The 24,974-nt window shown below is 63.2% G+C and carries 24 protein-coding genes and 1 other RNA gene; 15 read left to right on the plus strand and 10 right to left on the minus strand.

Annotated elements, in window-relative coordinates:
• Positions 1-296: 296 nt before the first annotated feature.
• Positions 297-1,037, minus strand: a complete 741-nt coding sequence (locus CQ007_RS00225; protein ID WP_105642913.1) for a DUF2059 domain-containing protein — start codon at positions 1,035-1,037, stop codon at positions 297-299.
• Between the two features lie 137 nt (positions 1,038-1,174).
• Between CQ007_RS00225 and CQ007_RS00230 the strand changes: the two genes are divergently transcribed.
• Positions 1,175-1,819, plus strand: coding sequence for a 2OG-Fe(II) oxygenase (locus CQ007_RS00230; protein WP_371919772.1), 645 nt, complete (start codon positions 1,175-1,177; stop codon positions 1,817-1,819).
• 7 nt (positions 1,820-1,826) lie between these two features.
• Entirely contained in the window at positions 1,827-2,306 is a 480-nt protein-coding gene (locus CQ007_RS00235; protein ID WP_105642914.1) for a DUF523 domain-containing protein, read from the plus strand.
• Positions 2,307-2,329: 23 nt separating this feature from the next.
• On the opposite strand, the gene CQ007_RS00240 is transcribed toward CQ007_RS00235, so the two are convergent.
• From CQ007_RS00240 to CQ007_RS00250, 3 genes are read right to left on the minus strand one after another with little or no spacing between them, the layout of a single operon-like run.
• Entirely contained in the window at positions 2,330-3,229 is a 900-nt protein-coding gene (locus tag CQ007_RS00240; RefSeq protein WP_105642915.1) for an SdiA-regulated domain-containing protein, read from the minus strand.
• Positions 3,230-3,271: 42 nt separating this feature from the next.
• Positions 3,272-3,940, minus strand: coding sequence for a fumarylacetoacetate hydrolase family protein (locus CQ007_RS00245; RefSeq protein ID WP_105642916.1), 669 nt, complete (start codon positions 3,938-3,940; stop codon positions 3,272-3,274).
• 9 nt (positions 3,941-3,949) lie between these two features.
• Positions 3,950-5,344 carry an FAD-binding oxidoreductase gene (locus CQ007_RS00250; RefSeq protein ID WP_105642917.1) on the minus strand — a complete coding sequence of 465 codons (1,395 nt, stop codon included), beginning with the start codon at positions 5,342-5,344 and terminating at the stop codon, positions 3,950-3,952.
• Between the two features lie 171 nt (positions 5,345-5,515).
• On the opposite strand from CQ007_RS00250, the gene serA reads away from it, so the two are divergent.
• The 4 genes from serA to CQ007_RS00270 all read left to right on the plus strand — a co-directional run bounded on the left by serA (position 5,516) and on the right by CQ007_RS00270 (position 9,654).
• A complete protein-coding gene (gene serA / locus CQ007_RS00255) occupies positions 5,516-6,745 on the plus strand; it encodes a phosphoglycerate dehydrogenase (protein ID WP_105642918.1) in 1,230 nt (409 codons plus the stop codon).
• 195 nt (positions 6,746-6,940) lie between these two features.
• A complete protein-coding gene (locus tag CQ007_RS00260; RefSeq protein ID WP_105642919.1) occupies positions 6,941-7,546 on the plus strand; it encodes an outer membrane beta-barrel protein in 606 nt (201 codons plus the stop codon).
• Positions 7,547-7,612: 66 nt separating this feature from the next.
• Positions 7,613-8,290 (plus strand): winged helix-turn-helix domain-containing protein, encoded by a 678-nt coding sequence (locus CQ007_RS00265; protein ID WP_105642920.1) that lies wholly within the window; start codon positions 7,613-7,615, stop codon positions 8,288-8,290.
• On the plus strand, positions 8,287-9,654 hold the full coding sequence (locus CQ007_RS00270; RefSeq protein ID WP_177424231.1) for an ATP-binding protein: 1,368 nt from the start codon (positions 8,287-8,289) through the stop codon (positions 9,652-9,654). Before CQ007_RS00265 ends, CQ007_RS00270 begins: the two co-directional genes overlap by 4 nt.
• A gap of 26 nt (positions 9,655-9,680) precedes the next feature.
• Here CQ007_RS00270 and rpiA read toward each other — a convergent pair whose 3' ends face one another.
• Positions 9,681-10,361 (minus strand): ribose-5-phosphate isomerase RpiA, encoded by a 681-nt coding sequence (gene rpiA, locus CQ007_RS00275; RefSeq protein ID WP_105642921.1) that lies wholly within the window; start codon positions 10,359-10,361, stop codon positions 9,681-9,683.
• Between the two features lie 126 nt (positions 10,362-10,487).
• Here rpiA and ilvA point away from each other — a divergent pair, with 126 nt between their 5' ends.
• Positions 10,488-12,008: a threonine ammonia-lyase, biosynthetic gene (gene ilvA, locus CQ007_RS00280; protein WP_105642922.1), complete on the plus strand. Its 1,521-nt coding sequence runs from the start codon at positions 10,488-10,490 to the stop codon at positions 12,006-12,008.
• Position 12,009: 1 nt separating this feature from the next.
• Here the strand turns inward: ilvA and CQ007_RS00285 are convergent, their stop codons facing one another.
• The 5 genes from CQ007_RS00285 to CQ007_RS00305 all read right to left on the minus strand — a co-directional run bounded on the left by CQ007_RS00285 (position 12,010) and on the right by CQ007_RS00305 (position 15,600).
• Positions 12,010-13,863: a diguanylate cyclase gene (locus CQ007_RS00285; protein ID WP_105642923.1), complete on the minus strand. Its 1,854-nt coding sequence runs from the start codon at positions 13,861-13,863 to the stop codon at positions 12,010-12,012.
• A gap of 392 nt (positions 13,864-14,255) precedes the next feature.
• Positions 14,256-14,858, minus strand: coding sequence for a 5-formyltetrahydrofolate cyclo-ligase (locus tag CQ007_RS00290; RefSeq protein WP_105642924.1), 603 nt, complete (start codon positions 14,856-14,858; stop codon positions 14,256-14,258).
• Between the two features lie 4 nt (positions 14,859-14,862).
• A non-coding RNA gene (gene ssrS / locus CQ007_RS00295) (6S RNA) lies at positions 14,863-15,041 on the minus strand.
• Between the two features lie 50 nt (positions 15,042-15,091).
• A complete protein-coding gene (locus CQ007_RS00300) occupies positions 15,092-15,394 on the minus strand; it encodes a cell division protein ZapA (protein ID WP_105642925.1) in 303 nt (100 codons plus the stop codon).
• Positions 15,391-15,600 (minus strand): TIGR02449 family protein, encoded by a 210-nt coding sequence (locus CQ007_RS00305; protein ID WP_105642926.1) that lies wholly within the window; start codon positions 15,598-15,600, stop codon positions 15,391-15,393. The genes CQ007_RS00300 and CQ007_RS00305 overlap by 4 nt, the downstream gene beginning before the upstream one ends.
• Before the next feature lie 167 nt (positions 15,601-15,767).
• Between CQ007_RS00305 and CQ007_RS00310 the strand changes: the two genes are divergently transcribed.
• From CQ007_RS00310 to gcvH, 8 genes are all read left to right on the plus strand, one after another.
• Entirely contained in the window at positions 15,768-16,340 is a 573-nt protein-coding gene (locus CQ007_RS00310) for a UPF0149 family protein (RefSeq protein ID WP_105642927.1), read from the plus strand.
• Between the two features lie 10 nt (positions 16,341-16,350).
• Positions 16,351-17,685 carry a Xaa-Pro aminopeptidase gene (gene pepP, locus CQ007_RS00315; RefSeq protein ID WP_105642928.1) on the plus strand — a complete coding sequence of 445 codons (1,335 nt, stop codon included), beginning with the start codon at positions 16,351-16,353 and terminating at the stop codon, positions 17,683-17,685.
• Positions 17,682-18,875 carry a 2-octaprenyl-6-methoxyphenyl hydroxylase gene (gene ubiH, locus CQ007_RS00320; RefSeq protein WP_256582150.1) on the plus strand — a complete coding sequence of 398 codons (1,194 nt, stop codon included), beginning with the start codon at positions 17,682-17,684 and terminating at the stop codon, positions 18,873-18,875. Before pepP ends, ubiH begins: the two co-directional genes overlap by 4 nt.
• A gap of 23 nt (positions 18,876-18,898) precedes the next feature.
• Positions 18,899-20,158 carry an FAD-dependent monooxygenase gene (locus CQ007_RS00325; protein WP_105642929.1) on the plus strand — a complete coding sequence of 420 codons (1,260 nt, stop codon included), beginning with the start codon at positions 18,899-18,901 and terminating at the stop codon, positions 20,156-20,158.
• Positions 20,159-20,659: 501 nt separating this feature from the next.
• Positions 20,660-21,622: an extracellular solute-binding protein gene (locus CQ007_RS00330; protein ID WP_371919780.1), complete on the plus strand. Its 963-nt coding sequence runs from the start codon at positions 20,660-20,662 to the stop codon at positions 21,620-21,622.
• A 152-nt stretch (positions 21,623-21,774) separates the two neighbouring features.
• On the plus strand, positions 21,775-23,331 hold the full coding sequence (locus CQ007_RS00335; RefSeq protein WP_105643334.1) for an iron ABC transporter permease: 1,557 nt from the start codon (positions 21,775-21,777) through the stop codon (positions 23,329-23,331).
• A gap of 80 nt (positions 23,332-23,411) precedes the next feature.
• The gene (gene gcvT, locus CQ007_RS00340; protein WP_105642931.1) at positions 23,412-24,497 is read left to right on the plus strand and encodes a glycine cleavage system aminomethyltransferase GcvT; all 1,086 of its coding nucleotides are present in this window, start codon (positions 23,412-23,414) and stop codon (positions 24,495-24,497) included.
• 73 nt (positions 24,498-24,570) lie between these two features.
• Positions 24,571-24,951, plus strand: coding sequence for a glycine cleavage system protein GcvH (gcvH, locus tag CQ007_RS00345; protein WP_105642932.1), 381 nt, complete (start codon positions 24,571-24,573; stop codon positions 24,949-24,951).
• The last annotated feature ends 23 nt before the right edge of the window (positions 24,952-24,974 follow it).

Below are 24,974 nucleotides of genomic sequence, written 5' to 3' on the forward strand. Positions count from 1 at the left end.
AGCAGCCTACCTGCGACACGCCGTGAATACATCCCTGTAGGCTCGTTGATGCCATCCCTGGCATCAAACGGTCGCAGGTAGGCTGCTCCCGGCGCAAAGGTGCCAGTATTGGTGTGGCTGAGGGTTTGAAACCATCCGCAGCATGGAAGGTTCCGGAGCAGGTTGGCCGGCAGGGTTGTGCCGACCGTCGGTTGCCAGGGATGGCAACCGCGAGCCCCCAGGGATGGGTTCACGGCGTGTCGGCACGGCCCTGCCGGCCAACCTGCTCCTTGCAGGCCCTCGACAAACAATACCAATCAGGGATTCAGTGCATCCCGTACGGCCTGTTCGGTTGCCCGGTAGAACGCCTGGCCAGCCGATGACTCGCTCCATTCGGCGAACCGGGTCAGTTGGTCATCGTCCAGATCACGATAGATATAGGCCAGGGTATTGGGCAGGTTGGGGCGCATCTGCTGACGCAGGCGTTCACGTCCGCCGCTGCCGGCCTGCTGGGGGATGTTCATCAGCCCGCCGAGCAGATCGTTGGCACTCTGCGCCGCCAGCCCGGTCAGTGCGGTGGACACTTCCACACCCAGCTCCAGGGCCGGCAACTGCGTCGCCAGTCGCTCGATCAGCGCGCGGCGTTCGGCACTGAGCTGCTGTACCGGCAGGCCGCGCTGCATGCTAGCAACCGAGGCCGGGGAGCTGGCCTGGGTTTCCACTGCAACTATCTTCGTCCCCAGCGGACTATTGAAGAAGGTCAATGCCTGCTGGATATTCGCCGCATCCAGCGTCAACGCCAGTCGTGCCTGGGCCCGGTCATGCATGCCCTGCTGTTCGAAACGCTGGTTGCTGTTGCGGATCAGGGTTTCCTGCAGCGCCGGTGGCAGTTGCTGGCTGTAGCGCTGCTGCGCGCTGGACAGCGCTGCCTGGAAGTGGTCCTGATGCTTGGCCATGCCACTGGCCTGATACAGCTGGTCAGGGTTGGCGCTGGCCTGCAGGCTGAACAGCAGGCCAGCGAGCAGTAATACGACAAAACGCAGGGGGGTTAGATGCATGGAGCCTCGCAAGGGTGGGAGTCAGAAAAATATCGGCAGCGTTCAGTAATCGTTTTACACTATCGGCACCTGGGATACCGGGTCTTGTCCGCCTTGCCACGTCCGTGGCCAGGCAGAGCTGCCATCCCGATTTGAGTATGATGATGATGCCCGAGTTCCCTGCTGCTGCGGTAGACCGTCTGGTCCATGTGGCTGATTGCCTGGCCCTGCAGGGCTGGTCGATAACCGAGAGTGCCCTGCCTGCCGAACTGCTCGGCGAGCTGGAGCACAACTGCCGTTCGCTATGGGCCAGCGCAGCATTGAAACCGGCCGCGGTTGGTCGTAGCGGTGAGCAGTTGGTGCTGCCGCAGGTGCGTGGCGATCATATCCGCTGGCTGGACGATTGCCCACCCTGTGATGCCACCACGGCCTATCTCGAGGCCATGGACCGGCTGCGCGAGACCCTCAACCGGACCCTGTTCCTCGGCTTGGACAGTTTCGAGACCCATTATGCGCTGTACCCGCCCGGCGCCGGCTATCAGCGGCACGTGGACAGATTCAAGGACAACCCGCTGCGTACTGTCTCGGTGGTGCTCTATCTCAACAGCCAATGGCAGCCGGGGGATGGTGGCGAGTTGCGCCTGCATCTGCCGGAGGGCTGTATCGATGTACCGCCGCGGGCTGGTACGCTGGCGGTATTCATGAGCGACAGCCTGCCCCACGAGGTGCTCCAGGCGCAGCGTGAGCGCGCCAGCCTGGTGGGCTGGTTCCGTCGCCGGCCGGACAACCCCTTGCTGCTCTGAGGCGATCATGCAGAAGATCCTGGTCAGTCGTTGCCTGCTGGGGCACCCGGTCCGTTACGACGGCGGCAGCTACGATCCGAATGACCTGCTGCAGCGCTGGCAAGCCCAGGGCCGCATCGTTACGTTGTGCCCGGAAGTCAGCGGCGGGCTGCCGACACCGCGAGCGCCAGCGGAGATTCCCGGCGGACAGGGCGCTGCGGTGCTGAATGGTCAGGTACCTGTGGTGGATATCGAGGGGCAGGATGTGACGGCCGCCTTCATTGCTGGCGCTACCGCCGCCGTTGAGCTGGCCGGGCAGTATGGGATTCGCTATGCCGTGCTCAAGGCGCGCAGCCCGTCTTGTGGCAATCATGAAACCTACGATGGCAGCTTCAGCGGCACGCGGGTGGTTGGCGAGGGCGTCACCGCGGCGGCGTTGCGCCGCCACGGCGTCCGGGTATTCAACGAGAACGAGCTGGAGCAACTGGCTGCGTTGCTGGATGACTAGGCCCAAGGGGAGGGGGGTGAGTCCTACTCCTGCCGCGGGACGAATCGGTAGAACAGATTCGGCTCGCTGACCACGTATACCCGCCGCTGGCTGTCCACGGCCAGCCCCTCGGCCTGAGGCACGGTGTTGCGCAGCCCGCTCATGCCGCGCCATAGCCCCAGCAGGCTGAGAGGCTGACCGTCGGCGCCGTACTCCACCACCATGTGCGACTCGTCGCTGAGCAGCAGCAGATGCCTGGTTGAGCTATCCAGGGTCAGGGACGACAGGTCGCGCATGAACAGGTCGGCTGGCGCCAGGGTCGGTTCCAGGCTGATGCTGATCTCCGACGAGCCGCCGGTCTGGTCGGCGAAGCCAGTGACCACCAGTACCTGTAGCGGGTCCCGTTCCTTGACTATCAGCAGGCGCTGGCGCTGTTCATCCCAGGACAGGCCTTCCAGACCCTTGTTGTCGCTGTCGCCGAGGGCGATGGTCAGGCTCGGTGCACCACTGACATCCAGCTCCTGGGCATCGGCCGGAATCTCGATCTGCAGCAGCCGGCGCCGGTGTTCCTCGGCAATCACATAGCGATTGCCATCGATATGGGTGAGTCCTTCCATATCGGATACGCCGCTGACCCGGATGCGGCGCAGCAACTGGCCATCCAGGCTCAGCTCGACGATCAGCGGTTCGCCATTGAGCAGGCCGAACAGGGTATCGCTGTCGCTGTTGTAGGTCAGCGCGGACAGGTCATCTTCCAGCTCGGGAATCGACAGGGCTTCGATGTCCACCCGGTAGCGTCCCAGGTTGAAGGCCTGTTCGGGCATCGGTTGGCGGTTCAGCTTCCAGTTCTGCCACAGCAGAACATCCAGGTGCAGATAGCGCAGGGTGCCCCCGGCGACCAGCAGCAACAGCATCAGGGCTGCCGGCAGCAGATAACGCTTCAAATGACGCTCTCCTTGTTTCCGAACACTAGCGCCGGGTGGCGCTCAGGCGAGTACCTGCGTGGTCTGCTGCAATACACCGGGAATGGCCAGCTCCAGCTGGTCGCCGGTATTCAGTACGCCGACGCCGGCCGGGGTTCCGGTGATCACCACGTCGCCCGGCAGCAGGCTGAATACCCCGGCAATATGCTGTAGCAGGGCAATGATCGGAGTGATCATGTCCGCGCTGTTACCGTGCTGGCGCAGTTCGCCGTTGATGGTCAACTGCAGCGGAATGTCATTCAGTGCCGGTGCCTGCTCGGGACGGACAAAGCGCGACAGCGGGCAGGCGGCATCGAAGGCCTTGGCGCGTTCCCAGGGATGGCCCTTGGTCTTGAGTTGATCCTGCAATTCGCGCAGGGTCAGGTCCAGCGCCAGGCCGACCCCGGCGATGGCAGCGGCGGCATCCGCCGGGCTGACGATGCCGGACAGTGGCGCGCCGATCAGCAGGGCGATTTCCGTTTCATAATGCACCGCGCCGCGCCCGCTGGGCAGGCGGAAGCCCTCAGTCAGCGGCACTACCGAGGTGGACGGCTTGATGAACAGCAGGGGTTCGCTGGGTACCGGGTTGTTCAACTCGCGGGCGTGTTCGGCGTAGTTGCGTCCCACGCAGACCACCTTGCCCATGGCCAGGGGGAGGGTAGTGCCGTCGATGTACTGGTGCTGATAGGTCATGGTGGTCTCTCAGTCAGCGAAGATCTTGCCCGGGTTCATGATGCCGTTGGGGTCGAATACCGCCTTGACCGCCTTCATCACGGCGATTTCCTCGGCGCTGCGGCTGTAGCCCAGGTAGTCGCGCTTGGTCATGCCAACGCCGTGTTCGGCGGAGATCGAGCCGTTGTAGCGCTGCACTATATCGAATACCCACTGGTTGACGCTGGCGCACTTGGCGAAGAATTCTTCCTTGGGCATGGCGTCGGGCTTGAGGATGTTCAGGTGCAGGTTGCCATCGCCGATATGGCCGAACCAGACGATCTCGAAATCGGGGTAGTGCTCACCGACGATGGCGTCGATGTCGCGCAGGAAGGCCGGCACCTGGCTGATGGTGACCGAGATGTCGTTCTTGTACGGGGTCCAGTGGGAGATGGTTTCGGAGATGAACTCGCGCAGCTTCCACAGGTTCTGCAGCTGCTGCTCGCTCTGGCTCATCACGCCATCCAGTACCCAGCCCTGTTCCACGCAATGCTCGAAGGTGGCCAGTGCCTGGTTGGCGATGTCCTCGCTGACCGCTTCGAACTCCAGCAGCGCATAGAACGGGCAATCGGTTTCGAATGGCGCCGGCACGTCGCCGCGGGCCAGCACTTTTGCCATGGCCTTGTCGGAGAAGAATTCGAAGGCGGTCAGATCCAGCTTGCTCTGGAAGGCGTGCAATACCGGCATGATGGAGTCGAAGTCCGGGGTGCCGAGCACCATGGCAGTGAGGTTCTTCGGTGCCCGCTCCAGACGCATGGTCGCCTCGACCACGAAGCCCAGGGTACCCTCGGCGCCGATGAACAGCTGGCGCAGATCATAGCCGGTGGCGTTCTTCACCAGACCCTTGTTCAGCTCCAGCAGCTCGCCGCTACCGGTTACCACCTTGAGGCCGGCGACCCAGTTGCGGGTCATGCCGTAGCGGATCACCTTGATACCGCCGGCGTTGGTGCCGATGTTGCCGCCGATCTGGCTGGAGCCGGCGGAGGCGAAGTCCACCGGGTAGTACAGGCCCTGTTCCTCGGCGTACTGCTGCAGCTGGGCGGTGACCACCCCAGGCTGACAGGTCACGGTGCGATCGAAGAGGTTGAAGTCGAGAATCCGGTTCATGTAGTCGAAGGACACCACGATCTCGCCGTTGGCCGCCACCGCCGCAGCGGACAGCCCGGTGCGGCCGCCCGAGGGCGTTAGCGCCAGCTTGTGCTCATTGGCAAAGCGTACCACCGCCTGCACCTGCTCGATGCTCTTGGGAAACACGATGGCCAGCGGTGCCGGTTCGAACTGCTTGGTCCAGTCCCGTCCCCAGGTGGTCAGCGACTCGCTATCGGTGCGTACCTTGTCGGCGTCAACCAGCGTTTTCAGGGTTTCGATTATGGCTTCTGGGGTCATGGCGGCTCTCAAACAGAATTCATGCGGTGCCTGAACAGATTTCACGCTGCACAGGCATCTGAAAAAGGGAGATTATGCTAGCATATGCGGCTTCCGAAACAGGTCTCCGACTGAGAAAACGCCGAAAAACCTGACGGACCATCATACATCAGCATTACGGGTAACTGACACATGGCTAAAACCTCGCTGGACAAAAGCAAAATCAAGTTTCTGCTCCTCGAGGGTGTGCACCAGACTGCCGTTGACACGCTTACGGCAGCCGGTTACACCAATATCGATTATCACACCGGCTCCCTCCCCGAAGAACAGCTCAAGGAAGCCATTGCCGATGCGCATTTCATCGGCGTCCGTTCCCGCACGCAGCTGACCGCTGAGGTGCTGGCGCACGCGCACAAGCTGGTGGCCGTCGGTTGCTTCTGTATCGGTACCAACCAGGTCGACCTGGAAACAGCGCGGGAAATGGGTGTCGCCGTATTCAACGCGCCTTATTCCAACACCCGCTCGGTAGCCGAGCTGGTATTGGCTGAGGCCATCCTGCTGCTGCGCGGCATCCCGGAGAAGAACGCGGTTGCCCACCGCGGTGGCTGGCTGAAGAGCGCCACCAACTCCTTCGAGATCCGCGGCAAGAAGCTGGGTATCATCGGTTACGGCTCCATCGGTACCCAACTGTCGGTGCTGGCGGAAAACCTCGGCATGCAGGTGTACTTCTATGACGTGGTGACCAAGCTGCCGCTGGGCAATGCGCAGCAGGTCGGCTCGCTGACCGAGCTGTTGGGCATGGCCGACATCGTCACCCTGCACGTACCGGAAACCGCCGCCACCAAGTGGATGATCGGCGAGAAGGAAATCCGTGCCATGAAGAAGGGCGGCATCCTGATCAACGCGGCCCGCGGTACCGTGGTGGATATCGACGCGCTGGCGGCGGCACTGGCCGACAAGCACCTCAACGGTGCCGCCATCGATGTGTTCCCGGTTGAGCCGCGTTCCAACAATGACGAGTTCGTCTCGCCGCTGCGTGAGTTCGACAACTGCCTGCTGACGCCGCACATCGGTGGTTCGACCATGGAAGCCCAGGCCAACATCGGTCTGGAAGTGGCGGAGAAGCTGGTGCGCTACAGCGACAACGGTACCTCCATCACCTCGGTCAACTTCCCCGAAGTGGCGCTGCCGTCGCACCCCGGCAAGCACCGTCTGCTGCACATCCACCAGAACATCCCTGGTGTGATGAGCGAGATCAACCAGGTGTTCGCCAGCAATGGCATCAACATCTCCGGTCAGTATCTGCAGACCAACGAAAAGGTCGGTTACGTGGTCATCGATGTCGATGCCGCCTATTCCGACCTGGCACTGAAGAAGCTGAACGAAGTCAACGGCACCATTCGTTGCCGCGTGCTGTTCTGATGTCACGGCGTGGCGGGTATGCTCCCCGCCACGCCGCTTCTGTGTAGAACACCTTTCCTTTCCCTCCTCTCCCTCCTCTATTGCTCTGCCCGGCGCTGATCGAGCTTCGTTCAGCTCAGGTTCAGCGGGGGTTCAGGTCGCGTTCAGCTGTCATTTGGCATGCTGTCTCCCGTTGTCATCAAGGAGACGCAAGCAATGAAAACCACTCTGAAACTACTCGCGGTCGGCACCAGCCTGGCCTTCGCCAGCCTGCCGGCATTGGCCCAGGACAGCTTCGTCGGCCTGACCTGGGGCGAGACCAGCAACAATGTCGATCGCTCCAGCGCCCTGAAAGGCAGCCCGGAAACCCGTCGTCTGGACGACACCATCAACAACTCCGGTACCTGGGGTGTGCGTGGTGGTATGCAGGATGACACCGGGCGTATGTACGTGACCTATGAATATGTGTCCGATACCTATTCCAACCGCTACAAGATGCGCCAGCAGAACCTGCTCGGCAGCTATGATCTGTTCCTGCCGGTGGCGGACAACACCAACCTGTTCGGCGGTGTCACTGCCGGTCTGGTCAAGCTGGAACAGGACTCCCCGGGCTTCCATCGTGACAGCGACCTGGGTGTGGCCGGTGGCCTGCAGGCGGGTGTCCTGCACCGTCTGAGCCCCAATGCCTCGCTGGAAGCCGGCTATCGCTATCTGCGCACCACTGCTGATGCCAACCTCAACGCCCGTGATCGCAGTGTCGGTGGTTCGTTTGACCTGAAAAGCTCGGATCAGGCCTATCTCGGTTTAAACTACCACTTCTGATTCCGGCGTGACCGAACCCGCCCGGCCTGTGCCGGGCGGGTTTGCATGCCTTGGTGTGAGGGCGGTATGAAACTTCTGTTGGTCGAAGACGAGGCGCTATTGCGTCATCACTTGTCCACCCGCTTTGGCGAGATCGGGCATATCGTCGATGCTGTGGACAGCGCCGAGGAGGGGCTGTTCCAGGCCCAGAACTTCAATCACGACATCGCCATCATCGACCTTGGCCTGCCTGGTATGGGCGGGCTGGATCTGATCCGGCAACTGCGCAGCATGGGGCGGACCTTTCCCATCCTGATTCTCACTGCCCGCGGCAATTGGCAGGACAAGGTCGAGGGACTGGCTTCCGGGGCTGACGACTACGTGGTCAAGCCTTTCCAGTTCGAAGAGCTGGAGGCACGTCTCAATGCGCTGGTGCGACGCTCCTCGGGTTTCGTCCAGGCGCAGATCCGTGCCGGTACGCTGGTGCTGGACCTGAACCGCAAGCAGGCCAGCGTGGCCGACCAGCCCGTGCAACTGACCGCCTTCGAATACCGGATACTCGAATACCTGATGCGCCACCATCAACAGGTGGTCGCCAAGGAACGGCTGATCGAGCAGCTGTATCCGGATGATGAGGAGCGCGACCCGAATGTCATCGAGGTGCTGGTCGGGCGGTTGCGCCGCAAGCTGGAAGTGGCGGGTAATCCCAAGCTGATCGAAACGGTGCGGGGTCAGGGCTACCTGTTTACCGGGCAGTGCCAGTGACCCGCTCGCTGCGCTCCCGGCTGGTATTCAGTGCTGCCGGCTTTGTCATGTTGTTCGTGTTGGCACTGCTGCCGGCACTGCAGAGTGTATTTGACCAGACCATGGAGCAGATCATTCAGCAGCGTCTGGCAGCCGATGCCTCGACCCTGGTCAGTGCGGCCAGTGTGGTCAATGGCAAGTTGGTCATGCCCGAACGCATGCCTGATGAAGAGTTCAATCTGCCCGAGGCCAAGCTGTTGGGCTTCGTCCATGATGTGCAGGGCAATGTCATCTGGAATTCGCGTTCCACCGAGGATGAGCAACTGCACTATCTGCCCCATTTCAGCGGTGGGCGTATCGACTTCCTGCGGATTCGCGATGCCAATCAGAAGGAATTCTACGTCTATGATGTGGAGGTCCACCTGGCGGGGGATGATGAACTGCCGCTGAGTTTCGTCACCATGTTGCCGAGCAGTGAGTTCGCCCCCCTGCAGCGTGACTTCCGCCACAAGCTGCGCCTGTGGCTGGGTGGTGGTCTGCTGATTCTGCTGGTGCTGCTGTGGCTGGGACTGACCTGGAGTTTTCAATCACTGAAAGGGGTGCGTCGCGAACTCAACGAGATCGAGGCGGGCGCCAGGGATGCATTGAGCGATCAGCACCCCAGCGAACTGGCACGGCTGACCCGCTCGCTGAACCGCCTGCTCGACAGTGAGCGTCTGCAGCGGGCACGTTATCGCGACTCCCTGGCCGATCTGGCACATAGCCTGAAAACCCCGCTGGCGGTGCTGCAGACGGTGGCGGAAAACATCCGCCTGGAGCCGCAGCACAATGAGCAGTCCAGGGTATTGCAGGATCAGATCGAGCGCATGAGCCAGCAGATCGACTATCAATTGCAACGAGCCAGCCTGCGCCGCAGTGGTCTGGTCAAGCATCAGGCCGAGCTGGCGCCCGTGGTGGCCAGACTCAGTGGCGCGTTGGGCAAGGTCTACCGGGACAAGCCGGTTCGGCTGGAATGCGATATCAGTGACGGTTTACGGGTACCGATGGAGGAGGGCGCGTTGCTCGAGCTGCTGGGCAATCTGCTGGAGAACGCCTATCGCCTGAGCATTTCGCACATCCGTGTGAGTGCCTCGGCCAGTGCCGGCATCTACGATCTGCTGGTCGAGGATGATGGCCCGGGGGTACCGGAAGACCAGCGCCAACGGATCATCGGTCGCGGTGAGCGGCTGGATACCACGCACCCGGGTCAAGGCATCGGCCTGTCGGTGGTCAAGGACATCATCGAGAGTTATGGCGGCGAGCTGAGCCTGGACGACTCGCCGCTGGGTGGGGCAGCTTTTCGTATCCGTCTGAAGAGCGAAAGCCGCTATGCGGAGTACCACTGACCGAAGCGGCCTTGGCCGCCGACAGGTCAGCCGGCAGTGCGTTCCAGGCGTTGCACGCCGGTGGCCGTGCCGAGCAGCAGGATATCCGCTGGTCGCGCAGCGAACAGACCATTGCAGACCACGCCGACGATGGCGTTGAGCTGTTCTTCCAGGCCGCGTGGATCATGGATCTGCATATTGTGGACATCCAGAATCACATTGCCGTTATCGGTGACCACGCCCTCGCGGTATACCGGGTCGCCACCGAGCCGGACGATCTGCCGGGCCACATGGCTGCGGGCCATGGGGATCACCTCCACCGGTAGCGGGAACTCGCCCAGGGTGGTGACCAGCTTGCTTTCGTCGGCGATGCAGATGAAGGTGCGTGCCACCGCGGCGACGATCTTCTCCCGGGTCAGTGCCGCGCCGCCGCCCTTGATCAGCTCCAGATGCCGGTTGGTCTCATCGGCGCCGTCGACATAATAGTCCAGCGTCGCCACGCTGTTCAGATCGTAGACCGGGATGCCGTGCTGCTTCAGGCGCTGGGCAGTGGCCTCGGAGCTGGCTACCGCACCGTCGAACATGCCCTTGTGCCGCGCCAGTGCATCGATGAAACAGTTGGCCGTCGAGCCGGTGCCGACCCCAATGACGCTCTGGTCTTCCAGGTGGGGCAGCAGAATCTCCACCGCTGCCTGCCCAACCGCGCGCTTGAGTTCGTCCTGGGTCATGCCGGTTACCTCTGTGCTTTTGAATAAAGAGCCGATTATACGGCCCTGTCCTTGCCGCGTGTAGTCGCGGAGCGCCCGATTCGTTTAGACTGGCCGCTTTGTTTTCATCACCAAGCCGAAACCCTGATGCCTACTCTGGAAAGCTACGTAAAGAAAATCCTCTGCTCCCCCGTGTACGATGTAGCGGTCGAGACCCCCATTCACCGCGCCGCCTTTCTCTCCGAGCGCCTGGGTAATACCGTGCTGCTCAAGCGCGAAGACCTGCAGCCGGTGTTTTCCTTCAAGATCCGCGGCGCCTACAACAAGCTGGCGAGCCTGACTGATGAGCAGCGTGCCTGTGGTGTGATTGCGGCCTCGGCGGGTAACCATGCCCAGGGGCTGGCATTCGCGGCGCGGCATATGGGCGTCAAGGCGACCATCGTGATGCCCCGGACCACGCCCGAGATCAAGGTCAAGGCGGTGCGGGCCCGCGGCGGCAAGGTGGTGCTGCATGGGGATGCCTTCGATGAGGCGCTGGCCTACGCGCAGAAGCAGGTCAAGGAAAAGGGCCTGGTGTTCATCCATCCCTATGATGATCCCGAGACCATTGCCGGCCAGGGCACCGTCGCCATGGAAATCCTGCGCCAGCATCAGGGCCAGTTGGATGCCATCTTCGTCCCGGTGGGCGGGGGCGGGCTGATCGCCGGTATCGCCGCCTATGTGAAGTACCTGCGCCCGGAGATCAAGGTCATCGGTGTCGAGCCGCAGGACTCCAACTGCCTGCAGACCGCCCTGCAACGCGGCCGGCGCGTCACCCTGGCCCAGGTCGGGCAGTTCGCCGATGGTGTGGCGGTGGCGCAGATCGGCAAGTACACCTTCGACATCTGCAAGAAATATGTCGATGAGGTGATCACCGTATCCTCCGACGAGATGTGCGCGGCGATCAAGGATATCTACGACGATACCCGCTCGATCTGCGAACCGGCCGGCTGCCTGGGCGTGGCCGGGATCAAGAAGTACGTCGAGCGCGAAGGCTGCACCGGCAAGGTGATGGTCGCCATCGACTCGGGCGCCAACATCAACTTCGACCGCCTGCGTCATGTCGCCGAGCGTGCCGAGATCGGCGAACAACGCGAAGCGCTGCTGGCGGTGACCATTCCTGAACGTCCGGGCAGCTTCAAGGCGTTTTGCCAGGCCATCGGCAAGCGTGCCATCACCGAATTCAACTACCGTTACCATGACAGCAAGGAGGCTCACATCTTCGTCGGTGTGCAGACTCACCCGGAAAATGATCCGCGCGAGGCGCTGGTGTCGGGGCTGCTCGAGAAGGATTTTCCGGTACTGGACCTGACCGACAACGAGTTGGCCAAGCTGCATATCCGGCACATGGTGGGTGGCCACTCGGTGCAGGTGGAGGACGAGGTGGTGTATCGCTTCGAATTTCCAGAGCGTCCCGGCGCGTTGTTCAACTTCCTCAACAAGCTGGGTGGGCGCTGGAATATCTCCATGTTCCACTACCGCAACCATGGTGCCGACTACGGTCGGGTGGTGGTCGGGCTGCAGGTACCCGAGGCCGAGCGCGGCAAGGTACCGGCGGCGCTGGAGGAGATCGGCTATCCCTATTGGGACGAGAGCGATAACCCCGCTTATCAACTGTACCTGGGCTGAGTCAGCTGACCAGCTCGGCGTGGGCGCTGCAGTTGCGGCCAGCGGCCTTGGCCTGATACAGCGCCCGGTCAGCCGCGCCGACCAACGCTTCGGGCTGCTGGTCGGTGCCGGGCAGGGTGCAGGCGATGCCGATGCTGACGGTCATGCGGTTACCGGGCGCCACGGCATGATGAATGTTCATTGCCCGTACCGCTTCATGGATCAGCTCCGCCACCTTCCGGCATTGCTGCAGGTCGGCACCGGGCAGCAATAGCGCGAACTCCTCGCCGCCGTAGCGGCATACCCGCTCCCCTTCACGGCCCACATGCAGTTGCAGTGCGCGGCCCAGTTGGCGCAGGGCGTCGTCACCGGCCTGGTGGCCGAGGGTGTCGTTATAGTGCTTGAAGTAGTCCACATCGACCATCAGCAGGCCCAGCGGCAACTGCTGGCGTTGCAGCCGACGCCATTCCGCCATCAGCGCCGAGTCGAAATAGCGCCGATTGAACAGCCCGGTCAGGCCATCGAGCTGGGTCAGTTTCTCCAACTGCGCGGTGGCCTCCAGTTGCTGGCGATTGTTGCGGCCGACGCAGATCAGATAGTCGCGCCCCAGGCGGTTCATGTGGCGCACGCTGATTTCCAGCGGAATGAGCCTGCCGGTGCGGGTGCGGATATGTCGCTGGTAGATCGCGCTGTCACCCTGGATGACCTGCTGCTGCAATGCCTGCAGCCATTCCCTGGCGCCGGGCATCACATCCTCCGGGCTGATGGCGATGATTTCGCGCAATTGCTCACCGCTGTAGCCGATGCTGGTCCAGCAGGTACGGTTCATGTAGACGATTTCCAGCGGGTCGAGGCTGAGAATGAACAGTGCATCATGGCTGTAGTCGGTCATGTCGAGAATCAGCCGCAGGCGTGACTGGCTGGTCTGCAGTACCTCCTCGGCCTGCTGGCGGCGGGCGATTTCACTTTGCAGGGTGCGGTTGCTGGTCTGCAGGGCGCGCAGCCGATGCAGGTCGAGCAGCGCCAGCCACAATGTATAGCACAGCAGCAGGCTGGCCAGCAGCCCGCTGACCAGGGTGATCAACGGCACCGCGGTGCTGTGGCGCTGCTGCAACTCCCTGCTGGGATAGGTATGCAGGACGAAATTGTTGTTGTCACCCAGCTGCACTCGGGCCTGCACCTGGCTGGCGGAGTCGATGGTGTCGGCGCGCTTGCGCTGGAAGATCGGTTGCGCGCCATCGCTGATCGTCAGGCTCATGTGTTCCACCGGCAAGCGGCGCAGCAGGCTGTTGATCAGCTGTTCGACGCGGAAGATGGCGATGAGGTAGCCGTCGAATTGCCGGGTGCCGCTGGCCTGTCGATACAGCGGCACATAGTAGGCCAGCCCGTGTCCGCCCTGCACCAGTTCGAAATGGCTGCTGAGGATCGGTCGGCTCAGTTCCCGGGCGCGGAGCAGAAAGGGCATGTTCGGGTGGTCCGGTGGATAGCGAAAGGCGATGGCCTGTTCGTTGCCCGCCAGCGGGCGGATCCATTGCAGCTGATAATGGGGATCCAGCCACTCAATGGCCTGCAGGTTGTCGAAGTCGTGCAACAGGCGGTCCGCGTCCCGGTACCAGAGGGGCCGCTGGTGGTGATACAGCTCCCAACGCTGGGCGAAGCGCTGCAGGGCATTGCTCTGGTAGGCGAAGTGGGTTTCGATCTGGCGCGCCAGTATATGGGTTTCCTGCTGCAGCAGCTTTGCGCCCTGTTGCTGTTCGGCAATGCTCAGTGTGCGCCAGACCCAGAGTGTTCCGGCGGCCAGGCAGGCGAACAGCGCCACCACCAGCAGGGCGTTGATCGCCTGCTGCGAGGGGTGATTGTAGGGAGACGCATCCATGGGCTGCTTCGAACATCCTGTAAGTGAGGTGACCTGACCACAGTATATGCCCGGATTGCGCGGCCTGCCGTGTTGTGGCGGGGTATTCTGCCTGGTCGGCAGCACGGCAACGGGCACGGTTCCCGAAACGTATCGACTCTGTCTTGACGGCAGGGTGTTAATGCGCTATACGGTGTCGCTCGATACGTTGGAATGGATAGTCTCGACATGATGTAGGTGCCCGTGTCGCGGGTGCTCTGACGGAACAGCCAGGTTGTAGGCCAGTATTGGAGGGCAGGTAATGCGCCGTAAGCCGGATTTGATTTGGATTCTCGTGCTTGTATTCACCTTGGGCGTCGTGACGACGGGGTACACCCAGAGCTATTTCGAGCGTTCCCCAGACCCTTCCGTGGTCATGCCTGTCGCAACAGAATAATCTGCTGATCGCTGACGATACCGTCCAGGGGAATGTCCCAGGCGGCGATGGGCAGTTGCTCAACGCGCTGGCATTCATGGGCCAGCCCCAGTAGGCGCGGCCCGGTCCAGCCCTGACGGCGCCGGCGAAAGGCGAAGGTCCGGTCATAGAAGCCGCCGCCCATGCCGAGGCGGTTGCCGGAGCTGTCGAAGCCGACCAGCGGCATCAGCACCAGTTGCAGCCGCCAGGGCTTGGCCTGCAGGCCGCGGTTGAGCAGCGGTTCGCGAATGCCGAATCGATTGGTCACCCAGCGCTGGTTGGGCAACAGGCGTTGAAAGTGCATGCGGTTGGCCGGCCAGCCGCTGATCACCGGCAGGTAGCAATGCTTGCCCAGGCGCTGGGCATGGCGCAGCAGGGCGCCGGGGTCGATTTCCCCGTCATTGGCCAGATAGAAGGCAATATGCCGGCTACGCCGGAACAGAGGGTGCTGCGCCAGTTGCCGCAACAGGCGTTGACTGGCCTGGTGTTGCTGCTGGGGTGTCAGGGCGCGGCGGGCGGTGCGTAGTTGACGGCGCAGGGTGGTGCGTTCTGCGCCGTTCATCGAAGGGGTCCCCGGAATGCCGCTGTCGGGTTAGCCCTTGAACCCGAAAGTTCAAGGTGGGGGACACGGTACCGTCTCAGGCTTTCCGGCATGCGGACATGCACACTGACGGCAACGCGTGGCCTCCTTCTACAGGAGTATCGGCTCAGGGACGTCTCCGACTGGCAAACACCCCAGGGATGTGACCGAGTATACAGAATACTCACGGCAACTTCACGTCCGGCAATTCGGCTCTACTCCCGGCTGCGCGCCAGCGCCTGGTCCAGGCGGTTCACCAGTTCGCTGATCTGTTGCTGCTGATCAGTCATGGCCTGACTCTTCTGCCGGTTGCCGGTGAGCATCTCATGGCTGATGTTGAGCGCCGCCATGACGGCAATGCGCTCCAGCCCGACGACTTTGCCGCGATTGCGAATGTCGCGCATGGTCGCGTCCAGGTGGCGGGCTGCCTCTTCCAGGTTGTAGCGCTCTTCCGGCGGGCAGGCGACCTGGTATTCCTTGTCGAGGATGCGCAGGGTGACGGTCAGGGGTTGGCTCATGAATCGTGCTCCAGGGATTTCAGACGCAATATCATGGCTTCGACCTTCTGACGGGCCAAATCGTTCTTCTCGATCAGTTGCAATCGTTCTTCACGCCAGGAACGCTCCTGGGCCAGGAGTTGGCGGTTGTGTTGGTGCAGCTGGTCACAGGTATCGATCAGCTGGTCTATCTTTGCAATCAGGTTGTCGATCTCGGGTTGTTCCATGGGCGCCATTCTGTCATCCCCGCTGTGGGCCAACTATAGAGGCGCCCGGCAGGGCGGTCAAACCCCGCTGCAGGTTGTTCACGACGGGCCCGGGTCTGTAGGATATAGGCCTGCCTGGAATAGATTCCATCACCACCCGTCCATTATGCCCGCGAGACCCCAAGATCATGGCCCTGATACCCGCCGCTTTCGATTATGACCGCTTCGATCAGCTGTTCGCCGAACAGGGGGCCGCCGGCTTTCCCGCCGAGCTGCATGGTCATCTGGTGGGCCGGCTCAGCGCTGGCAGCCGTCTCGACCACGGGGCCTGGCTGGAGGTGGCGCGCGAGGTCATCGATGGCCGCGGCAGTCTGCCCGAGGCCGGCAAGATCCAGCTGATCCAGCTGTACGATGTGACCCTGGCGCAATTGACCGGCAGTGGCTTCGACCTGACCCTGCTGCTGCCTGATGACGAGGCGGCCATCGATCGCCGGGCGCTGGCACTGGGGCAATGGTGCGAGGGCTTTCTCGGTGGTTTCGGCCTGGTCGGTCGTGAAGGCGAGCTGAGCGAGGAGGGCGACAGCGTGCTTGCCGATTTCGCCGCGATTGCCCAGGTGCAGACCGATCTGGAAGAATCCGAGGCCAACGAGGTCGATTTCATGGAGATCATGGAGTACGTTCGCATGGCGGTATTGATGCTGTTCAGCGAATGCCAGCCGGCCGACCGGCCGCAGGACCAGCCGCCCGCTTCATTGCATTGAGAGAGAACCCATGTACATCAGCAAGCAGGAATACGCCCGACGTCGCAAGGCCCTGATGAACCAGATGGAGCCGGGCAGCATCGCCATACTGCCGGCCGCGCCGGTGCATATCCGCAATCGCGATGTGGAGCATGTCTACCGTCAGGACAGCGATTTCCAGTATCTGACCGGCTTCCCCGAACCGGAAGCGGTGGCGGTACTGATTCCCGGCCGTGAACACGGCGAGTATGTGCTGTTCTGCCGGGAAAAGGATCCGGAGCGCGAACTGTGGGACGGCTACCGTGCCGGCCAGGAAGGTGCGGTGGCCAGCTATGACGCGGACGATGCCTTTCCCATCAGCGATATCGATGACATCCTGCCGGGACTGATCGAAGGGCGTGAGCGGGTCTACTACGCGATGGGTGCGAACCAGGAGTTCGATATGCGCCTGACCGGCTGGATCCACACCATCCGCAGCAAGGCGCGCATGGGGGCCGAGCCGCCGAAGGAATTCGTCGCCCTGGACCATCTGCTGCACGACATGCGCCTGTACAAGAGCGCTGCGGAAATCCGCGTCATGCAAGCCGCCGGCGACATTTCCGCCGAGGCCCACGTGCGTGCCATGCAGGTGTGTCGACCGGGCATGTACGAATACCAGCTCGAGGCCGAGCTGCAACACACCTTCATGCGCCACGGCAGTCGCTCGCCGGCCTACGCCTCGATCGTCGCCGCCGGTCGCAATGCCTGCATCCTGCACTACACCGAGAACACCAGCCAGATTCGCGACGGCGATCTGGTCCTGATCGATGCCGGTTGCGAGCTGGACTGCTACGCCAGCGACATCACCCGCACCTTTCCCGCCAATGGCCGTTTCACCCCCGAACAGCGCGCCATCTACGACATAGTGCTGCAGTCGCAGGCCGCCGCCTTTGCGGTGATCGGGCCGGGCCGTGACTGGAACGAAGCCCACGATGCCACTGTGCGGGTGATCACCGCCGGTCTGCTGGAACTGGGATTGCTGCAGGGCGAGCTGGAGGAGCTGATCGTCGGCGGCGCCTACCGGCCCTTCTACATGCACCGTGCCGGTCACTGGCTGGGCATGGATGTGCATGATGTCGGCGAGTACCGCGTCGGTGGCGAATGGCGGGTGCTGGAGCCGGGGATGGTGATGACAGTCGAGCCGGGCATCTATATCGCCGCGGACAACCAGGATGTGCCGGCCAGATGGCGCGGTATCGGTATCCGCATCGAGGACGATGTGCTGGTCACCCGCGAGGGACACCAGATCCTCACCGGCAAGGTGCCGCGCGACGCTGATGAGATCGAGGCGCTGATGGCCCGCGCCGCGGCGGACATGCCGGCGTGAGCTACAGCCTGAATATCGTCGGCGGCGGCATGGTCGGCGCCAGCCTGGCGCTGGGGCTGCAGGAATGCGCCCGGCAGGCCGGCTGGAAGATCCGGCTGATCGAAGCGCAGCCGCCGGTCAAGGGTGGCTGGCAGCCCAGCTACGACAACCGCTCCACGGCCCTGTCCCACGGCAGCCGTCGGCTGTTCGAGCGGCTGGGCATCTGGACCGAGCTGGCGCGGCGCGCCGAGCCGATCCGCCAGATTCATGTATCCGATCGCGGCCATCCCGGTGCGGCGCGGATGCAGGCCGCTGCCGAAGGGGTACCGGCGTTGGGCTACATAGTGGAAAACGCCTGGCTCGGCGAGGTACTGCTCGGCTCGCTTGACCATCAGGCCATCGAATGGCTGGCGCCGGCCCGGGTGGCCCATGCCCGCCCGCAGCCGGGTGGTTATGGGCTCGACCTGCAAACCCCTGACGGCCTGCAGCACCTGGACTCGGACCTGTTGGTGATTGCCGATGGGGGGCGCTCCGGGCTGCTCGATCAGTTGGGCATCCACCGCAAGGTCAATCCCTACCAGCAGGTGGCGGTAATCGCCAACATCACCACCGCCAACGGCCATGCCGGGGTCGCCTACGAGCGCTTCACCGAGACTGGGCCGCTGGCGCTGTTGCCCTTGTCCGGGCAGCGCAGCGCGCTGGTCTGGACGCTGTCGGTGGATGTCGCCGATGCCGTGGCGGCGTTGCCGGACGAGGCATTCCTGCGGCGTCTGCAGGCCGCCTTCGGCTTTCGCATGGGCGCGCTGACCAAGGTCGGCGAACGTGCCAGCTATCCGCTGAACCTGATCGAGGCTGAAGAGCAGGTGCGCTCGCATCTGGTGGTGCTGGGCAATGCCGCGCACAGCCTGCATCCGATCGCCGGCCAGGGTTTCAACCTGTCCCTGCGCGACGCCATGGCGCTGGCCGACACCCTGCTGCAGGCCCAGCGCGAGCAGCGGCATCCCGGCTCGCTGGCGGTATTGCAGGATTATGTCGACGGGCAGTATGCGGATCAGGCGGCCACCGTCGCCTTCAGCCACTATCTGACCCAGATGTTCAGTAACCGCAACCCCGCGCTGGTGGCCGGCCGCAATGCCGGACTGCTGGCACTGGACCTGCTGCCACCGCTCAAGAGCCGTCTGGCCCGGCAGGGCATGGGGCTGCGCGGGTGACCAGTCAATCTCCGGGAGGCGCCATGGCGCAGCAATTCGATCTGATCGTTGTCGGGGCCGGCATGGTCGGTGCCACGCTGGCGCGGGCGCTGGCCGATACCTCCCTGCGTATCGCGGTGCTGGATGCCTTGCCGCTGGATCAGCCATTGACCGCCCGGGCCACTGACTCGGGCTATGATCCGCGGGTCAGTGCGCTGAGCGCCGCCTCGGAAAACATCCTGGCCAACCTGGATGCCTGGTCGCGCATTGCTCCGGCCTATCGCAGCCCCTATCGCTACATGTGCGTATGGGATGGCGAGGGCACCGGCGAGATCCGCTTCGATGCCGGCGTGCTGGGCGAGAACCGGCTCGGCCATATCGTCGAGAACTGGCGGGTGCAACAGGCGGTGCTGGACAGCCTGGCGGCTACCGAGGTCAGTCTGCTGGGTGGCCAGCGGGTTACCGAGCTGATCCGCGAGCCAGCGGGCTGGCGTCTGCAACTGGCCAGTGGTGAGGCGGTCCAGGCACCACTGGTGGTTGCCGCCGACGGCGCCCGCTCCCGGCTGCGTGAGCTGGCCGGCTTCGCCATGCGCGAATGGGATTACCTGCACCATGCATTGGTGACCACGGTGCAGGTTGAGAAGCCGCATGCCGAGACGGCCTGGCAGACCTTTCTGCCGAGCGGGCCGCTGGCGTTCCTGCCGCTGAATGACCGGGAGGGTGGGCACTACTGCTCGATCGTCTGGTCGCTGCTGCCGGAACAGGCGCAGCGCATCATGGCGCTGGACGATGCGCAGTTCATGCTGGAGCTGCAGACGGCATTCGAGGGGCGCCTGGGGCGAATCCTGGCGGCCGATCAGCGCCACTGCATTCCGCTGCGCCAGCGCCATGCACAGCGTTACGTGATGCCGGGGCTGGCGCTGATCGGCGATGCCGCGCACAGCATCCATCCGCTGGCCGGGCAGGGCGTCAACCTGGGGCTGCTGGATGTGGCCGAGCTGTCGGCGGTGCTGCAGGCCGCGCTGCAGCGCGGAGAGGATATCGCCAGCCTGCCGGTACTGCAGCGTTACGAGCGCCGGCGCATGGGCGCCAACCTGTCGATGATGGCGGCGATGGAGGGCTTCGAGCGCTTGTTCCACGCCGACGCCTTGCCGCTGCGCTGGCTGCGCAACAGTGGCATGCAATGGCTGAACGGACAGGGGATGGTCAAGGCCGGCATAGTGCGCCGGGCCATGGGACTGGGTAACCGCCTGCCGGCACTGGCTCATGCTCCGGAGCTGGTAGGGGAAAGCCCTGATTACTGAGTGTGATGCTGTTCACTTGCAAGGAACAGGTTGGCCGGTAGGGCCGTGCCGACACGCCGTGAATACATCCCTGTAGGCTCGCGGTTGCCATCCATGGCAACCGACGGTCGGCCCAACCCTGCCGGCCAACCTGTTCCACAAAGCTTTATGTTGCTGATGGTTTTTTAAACCTCAGCCACACCACTGCTTGCACCTTTGCGCCGGGAGCGGCCTGCCTGCGACCGTTTGATGCCAGGGATGGCATCAACGAGCCCCCAGGGATGGGTTCACGGCGTGTCGCAGGCAGGCCGCTCCCGGTGCAAAGGATACGCGGAGCATGAATCGCGTGATGGGGCGTGCTGAAACAAGCGCTGAACATTTACTTACACACTCTGTATGAGCTGAAACGCTGCCCCGAGTTGCTGGTCATAATTAAAATCATTATCATCTGGCCTCTACGCTTTCCGAACCCGAGGCCTTCCGATGTCATTTACTCGCAATATTATCGCCCTGAGCCTGGCCATGACCGCTTTCACCAGCGTTGCCCAGGCCAAGGAGCTGGTGGTCTACTCCTCCCGTCAGGATCACCTGATCAAGCCGGTCTTCGATATGTACACCGAAAAGACCGGCGTGCAGATCAACTTCATCACTGACAACGAAGCGCCGCTGATGGCGCGCCTGCGTGCCGAAGGTGCCAACACCCCGGCCGACATGTTCATGACCGTGGACGCGGGCAACCTGTGGCAGGCCGAGGAACAGGACCTGTTCCGCGAGGTGAAGTCCGAGACCATCGAGCAGAACATTCCGGCACACCTGCGCTCGAGCAATGGCAAGTGGACCGGCCTGTCGCTGCGCGCGCGGACCATCGCCTACTCCACCGAGCGGGTCAACCCCGAAGAGCTGAGCACCTACGAAGCCCTGGCTGACGACAGCTGGAAGGGTCGGGTCTGCCTGCGCACCGCGAAAAAGGTCTACAACCAGTCGCTGGTCGCCACCATGCTCGAATCCGTCGGTGAAGAGAAGACCACCGAGGTGATCAAGGGCTGGCTGGCCAACCTGGCGACCCCGGTATTTTCCGATGACACCGCGCTGCTCAAGGCCATCGATGCTGGCCAGTGCGACGTGGGTATCGTCAACTCCTACTACTTCGGTCGTCTGCACAAGGCTGAGCCGAACATCAAGGTCAAGCTGTTCTGGCCGAACCAGGAAGACCGTGGCGTTCATGTGAACATCTCCGGAGCCGGCGTGACCAAGCATGCCAAACAGCCCGAAGAGGCCACCAAGCTGCTCGAGTGGATGACCACCGAGGAAGCCCAACGGGTGTTTGCCGATGTGAACATGGAATTCCCGGCCAACAGCTCGGTCGCACCGTCCGACGAAGTCGCCACCTGGGGTGATTTCAAGGCTGACAGCGTCAATATCGAGGTGGCCGGCCGGCGTCAGCCCGAGGCCATCATGCTGATGGATCGCCTCGGCTGGAATTGATCCCGCGATAGCGTTTTGTTTGTATACTGCGCGCCCGGCTTCTTGCCGGGCGTGTTCGTTCATCACCACAGGGAGTGTTCGTGGCCCGTCAATCCACTGCCCACAAAGCGCGCTGGCAACTGGTTGCCTATCTGGCTGCCGCGCTGGTACTCATGCCATTGCTGGTGCTGCTGCTGAGCTGGCAGAACGTTGACCAGATGATCTGGGGTCACCTGTTGCAGACGCAGATGATGCGGCTGATCGGCAATACCCTGTGGCTGATCATCGGGGTTGGGGCGGGCGTCATCCTGCTGGGGGTGAGCCTGGCCTGGCTGACCAGCCTGTGCGAATTTCCCGGACGGCGCTGGCTGGACTGGGCGCTGATGCTGCCGTTCGCGGTACCGGCCTATGTGTTGGCCTTCGTCATGGTCGGCCTGCTGGATTTCTCCGGGCCACTGCAATCGCTGCTGCGTGAATGGTTCGGCAGCGACTTCCGGCTGCCGCCGATCCGCTCCACCGGCGGGGTGATACTGACCCTGGTGCTGGTGTTCTACCCCTACGTCTACATGCTCGCGCGCAGCGCCTTCCTGGCGCAGGGCCGCGGCTTGATGGAAGCCTCGCGGATTCTCGGCCAGACGCCCTGGCAGGGTTTCTGGCGCGTGGCGGTGCCCATGGCGCGCCCGGCGATCAGTGCCGGTACCGCCCTGGCGATCATGGAGACCCTGGCCGATTTCGGGGCGGTCTCGGTGTTCAACTACGACACCTTCACCACCGCGATCTACAAGACCTGGTACGGTTTCTTCAGTCTGCAGAGTGCTACCCAACTGGCCAGTCTGCTACTGCTGTTCGTGTTTCTGGCACTGTTCGCCGAGCGTCATGCCCAGGGGCGCAGCAAGCGCTTCCCGGCCAATGACAAACCGCGCAAGGGCGCGCTGTATCGTCTGCGCGGTCCGCTGGCCTGGCTGGCCTGCGGTTACTGTCTGCTGGTGTTGTCGATCGCCTTCATCATCCCGGTCGGCCAGTTGCTGTACTGGTTGCTGAGCAGCGGTATCGCCGATCTGGACAGCCGCTACTGGACGCTGATCCGCAATACCCTGTTGCTCGGCGGCATCGCCGCGCTGATGACCGTGACCGTCGCCACTTTGCTGGTGCTGGCCCAGCGGCTGCAGCCGATCCGTCGGGTGCGTAGCGCCATTGCCCTGGCCAACCTGGGATATGCCTTGCCCGGCTCGGTGCTGGCGGTCGGCATCATGTTCTTCTTCAGCTTCCTGGACAACAACATGGTGGTGCCGCTGCGCAGCTGGCTGGGCGCCGCCAACCCCGCGCCGATCCTGCTGGGCAGCCTGTTCGCGCTGCTGCTGGCCTACCTGGTCCGCTTCATGGCGGTGGCCTACGGGCCGCTGGATACCTCGCTGGCGCGCATCCGGCCATCACTGCCGGAAGCGGCGCAGAGTCTCGGCCAGCCCGGTTGGGTGGTGTTCTGGCGCATCTACGTACCGCTGCTGTTGCCGGGCATTCTCAGCGCCGCGCTGCTGGTGTTCGTCGATGTGCTCAAGGAAATGCCGGCCACGCTGCTGATGCGCCCCTTTGGCTGGGATACCCTGGCGGTACGTATCTATGCGCTGACCACCGAGGGTGACTGGACCCGTGCCTCGCTGCCGGCGCTGACCCTGGTACTGGTCGGCCTGTTGCCGGTGATCGTGTTGATCAGGCGCTCCGGGCGGCACTGATCGGAGCGCCCGCAGGGACTGCACAAGCGCCACTTTGTGGCTACAATCAGGCACTGAGCTGACGATAACAAGGAACCGCCATGGGTTTGCGCACGCCGCTCTATGACAGTCATCTGGCCGCCGGTGCCAAGCTGGTCGACTTCGGCGGCTGGGACATGCCGCTGCACTACGGCTCGCAGATCGAGGAGCATCACCAGGTGCGCCGCGAGGCGGGCATGTTCGATGTCTCGCACATGGGCGTGGTGGATGTGACTGGCGCGGATGCCACGGTCTGGCTGCAATATCTGCTGGCCAATGACGTCGCCCGCCTGCAGCAATCCGGCAAGGCCCTGTATACCGCGATGCTGAACCCGACCGGCGGCATTCTCGATGATCTGATCGTCTACCGTCTCGACGAGGGTTACCGGCTGGTGGTCAATGCCGGGACCCGTAGCCGGGACCTGGCCTGGATGCGACAGCAGGCGGCCAATGCCGCAGTGACCATCAGCGAACGCGACGATCTGGCCATGCTCGCCATCCAGGGACCGCGGGCCCGCGAGCTGTGCGCCAGGGTGCTCAACGACAGCCGCGCAGCCCTGATCAGCCTGCTCGAACCCTTTCACGGCCAGCCCGAGGGGCAATGGTTCCTGGCGCGCACCGGCTATACCGGTGAGGACGGGCTGGAGATCATGCTGCCCGCGGAGCAGGTAGCTGCATTGTGGCAGACCCTGCTGGAAGCCGGCTGCAAGCCCTGCGGACTGGGTGCACGGGATACCCTGCGGCTGGAGGCGGGGTTGAACCTGTACGGCGCCGATATCGACGAACAGACCTCGCCGCTGGCCGCCAACATGGCCTGGACCATTGCCTGGGAGCCGGCACAGCGGGACTTCATCGGCCGGCAGGCGCTGGAGGCCCAGCGCCAGGCTGGTGATCAGCCCAAGCAGGTTGGCCTGCTGCTGAATGAGCGAGCGGTGTTGCGCGGCGGGCAACCGGTGATCATCGATGGTATCGGCGAAGGCCAGATCACCAGCGGCAGCTTTTCCCCGACGCTGGGCTGCTCCATTGCCCTGGCCCGGGTGCCACGCGCTACCGGCGCCAGTGCCCGGGTGGAGATCCGCGGCAAGTCGCTGCCGGTGCGGGTGATCCGTCCCGGCTTTGTGCGCAACGGCAAGCAACTATTCGAATAACCCTGAGCCGGGCCGGCCACCAGCGCAGAGGGTGGCGGGCGATGGCTTTCTTTTCTGCACCGAGGAAACAGTGATGAGCGATACCCCCAGCGAACTGCGTTATGCCAGCAGCCACGAATGGACCCGTCAGGAAGCCGACGGCACGGTCACCGTGGGCATCACCAACCATGCCCAGGATGCGCTGGGCGATGTGGTCTTCGTCGAGCTGCCCGAGGTTGGACGCCAGGTCAGTGCCGGCGACGAGTGCGCGGTGGTCGAGTCGGTCAAGGCGGCATCCGACATCTACGCCCCGGTCAGCGGCGAGATCATCGCCACCAACGATAGCCTGGGTGACGCTCCCGAGCTGCTCAACAGCGATCCCTATGGCGCCGCCTGGCTGTTCAAGATCCAGCCGACCGACAGCGGCGAGCTGGACAAACTGCTGGATGCCGAGGGTTACCTGGCGACCCTCTGATGACGAGATAGCGGATGTCGAGA

This window comes from Pseudomonas sp. MYb185 (genome assembly GCF_002979975.1).
Classification (GTDB): domain Bacteria; phylum Pseudomonadota; class Gammaproteobacteria; order Pseudomonadales; family Pseudomonadaceae; genus Halopseudomonas.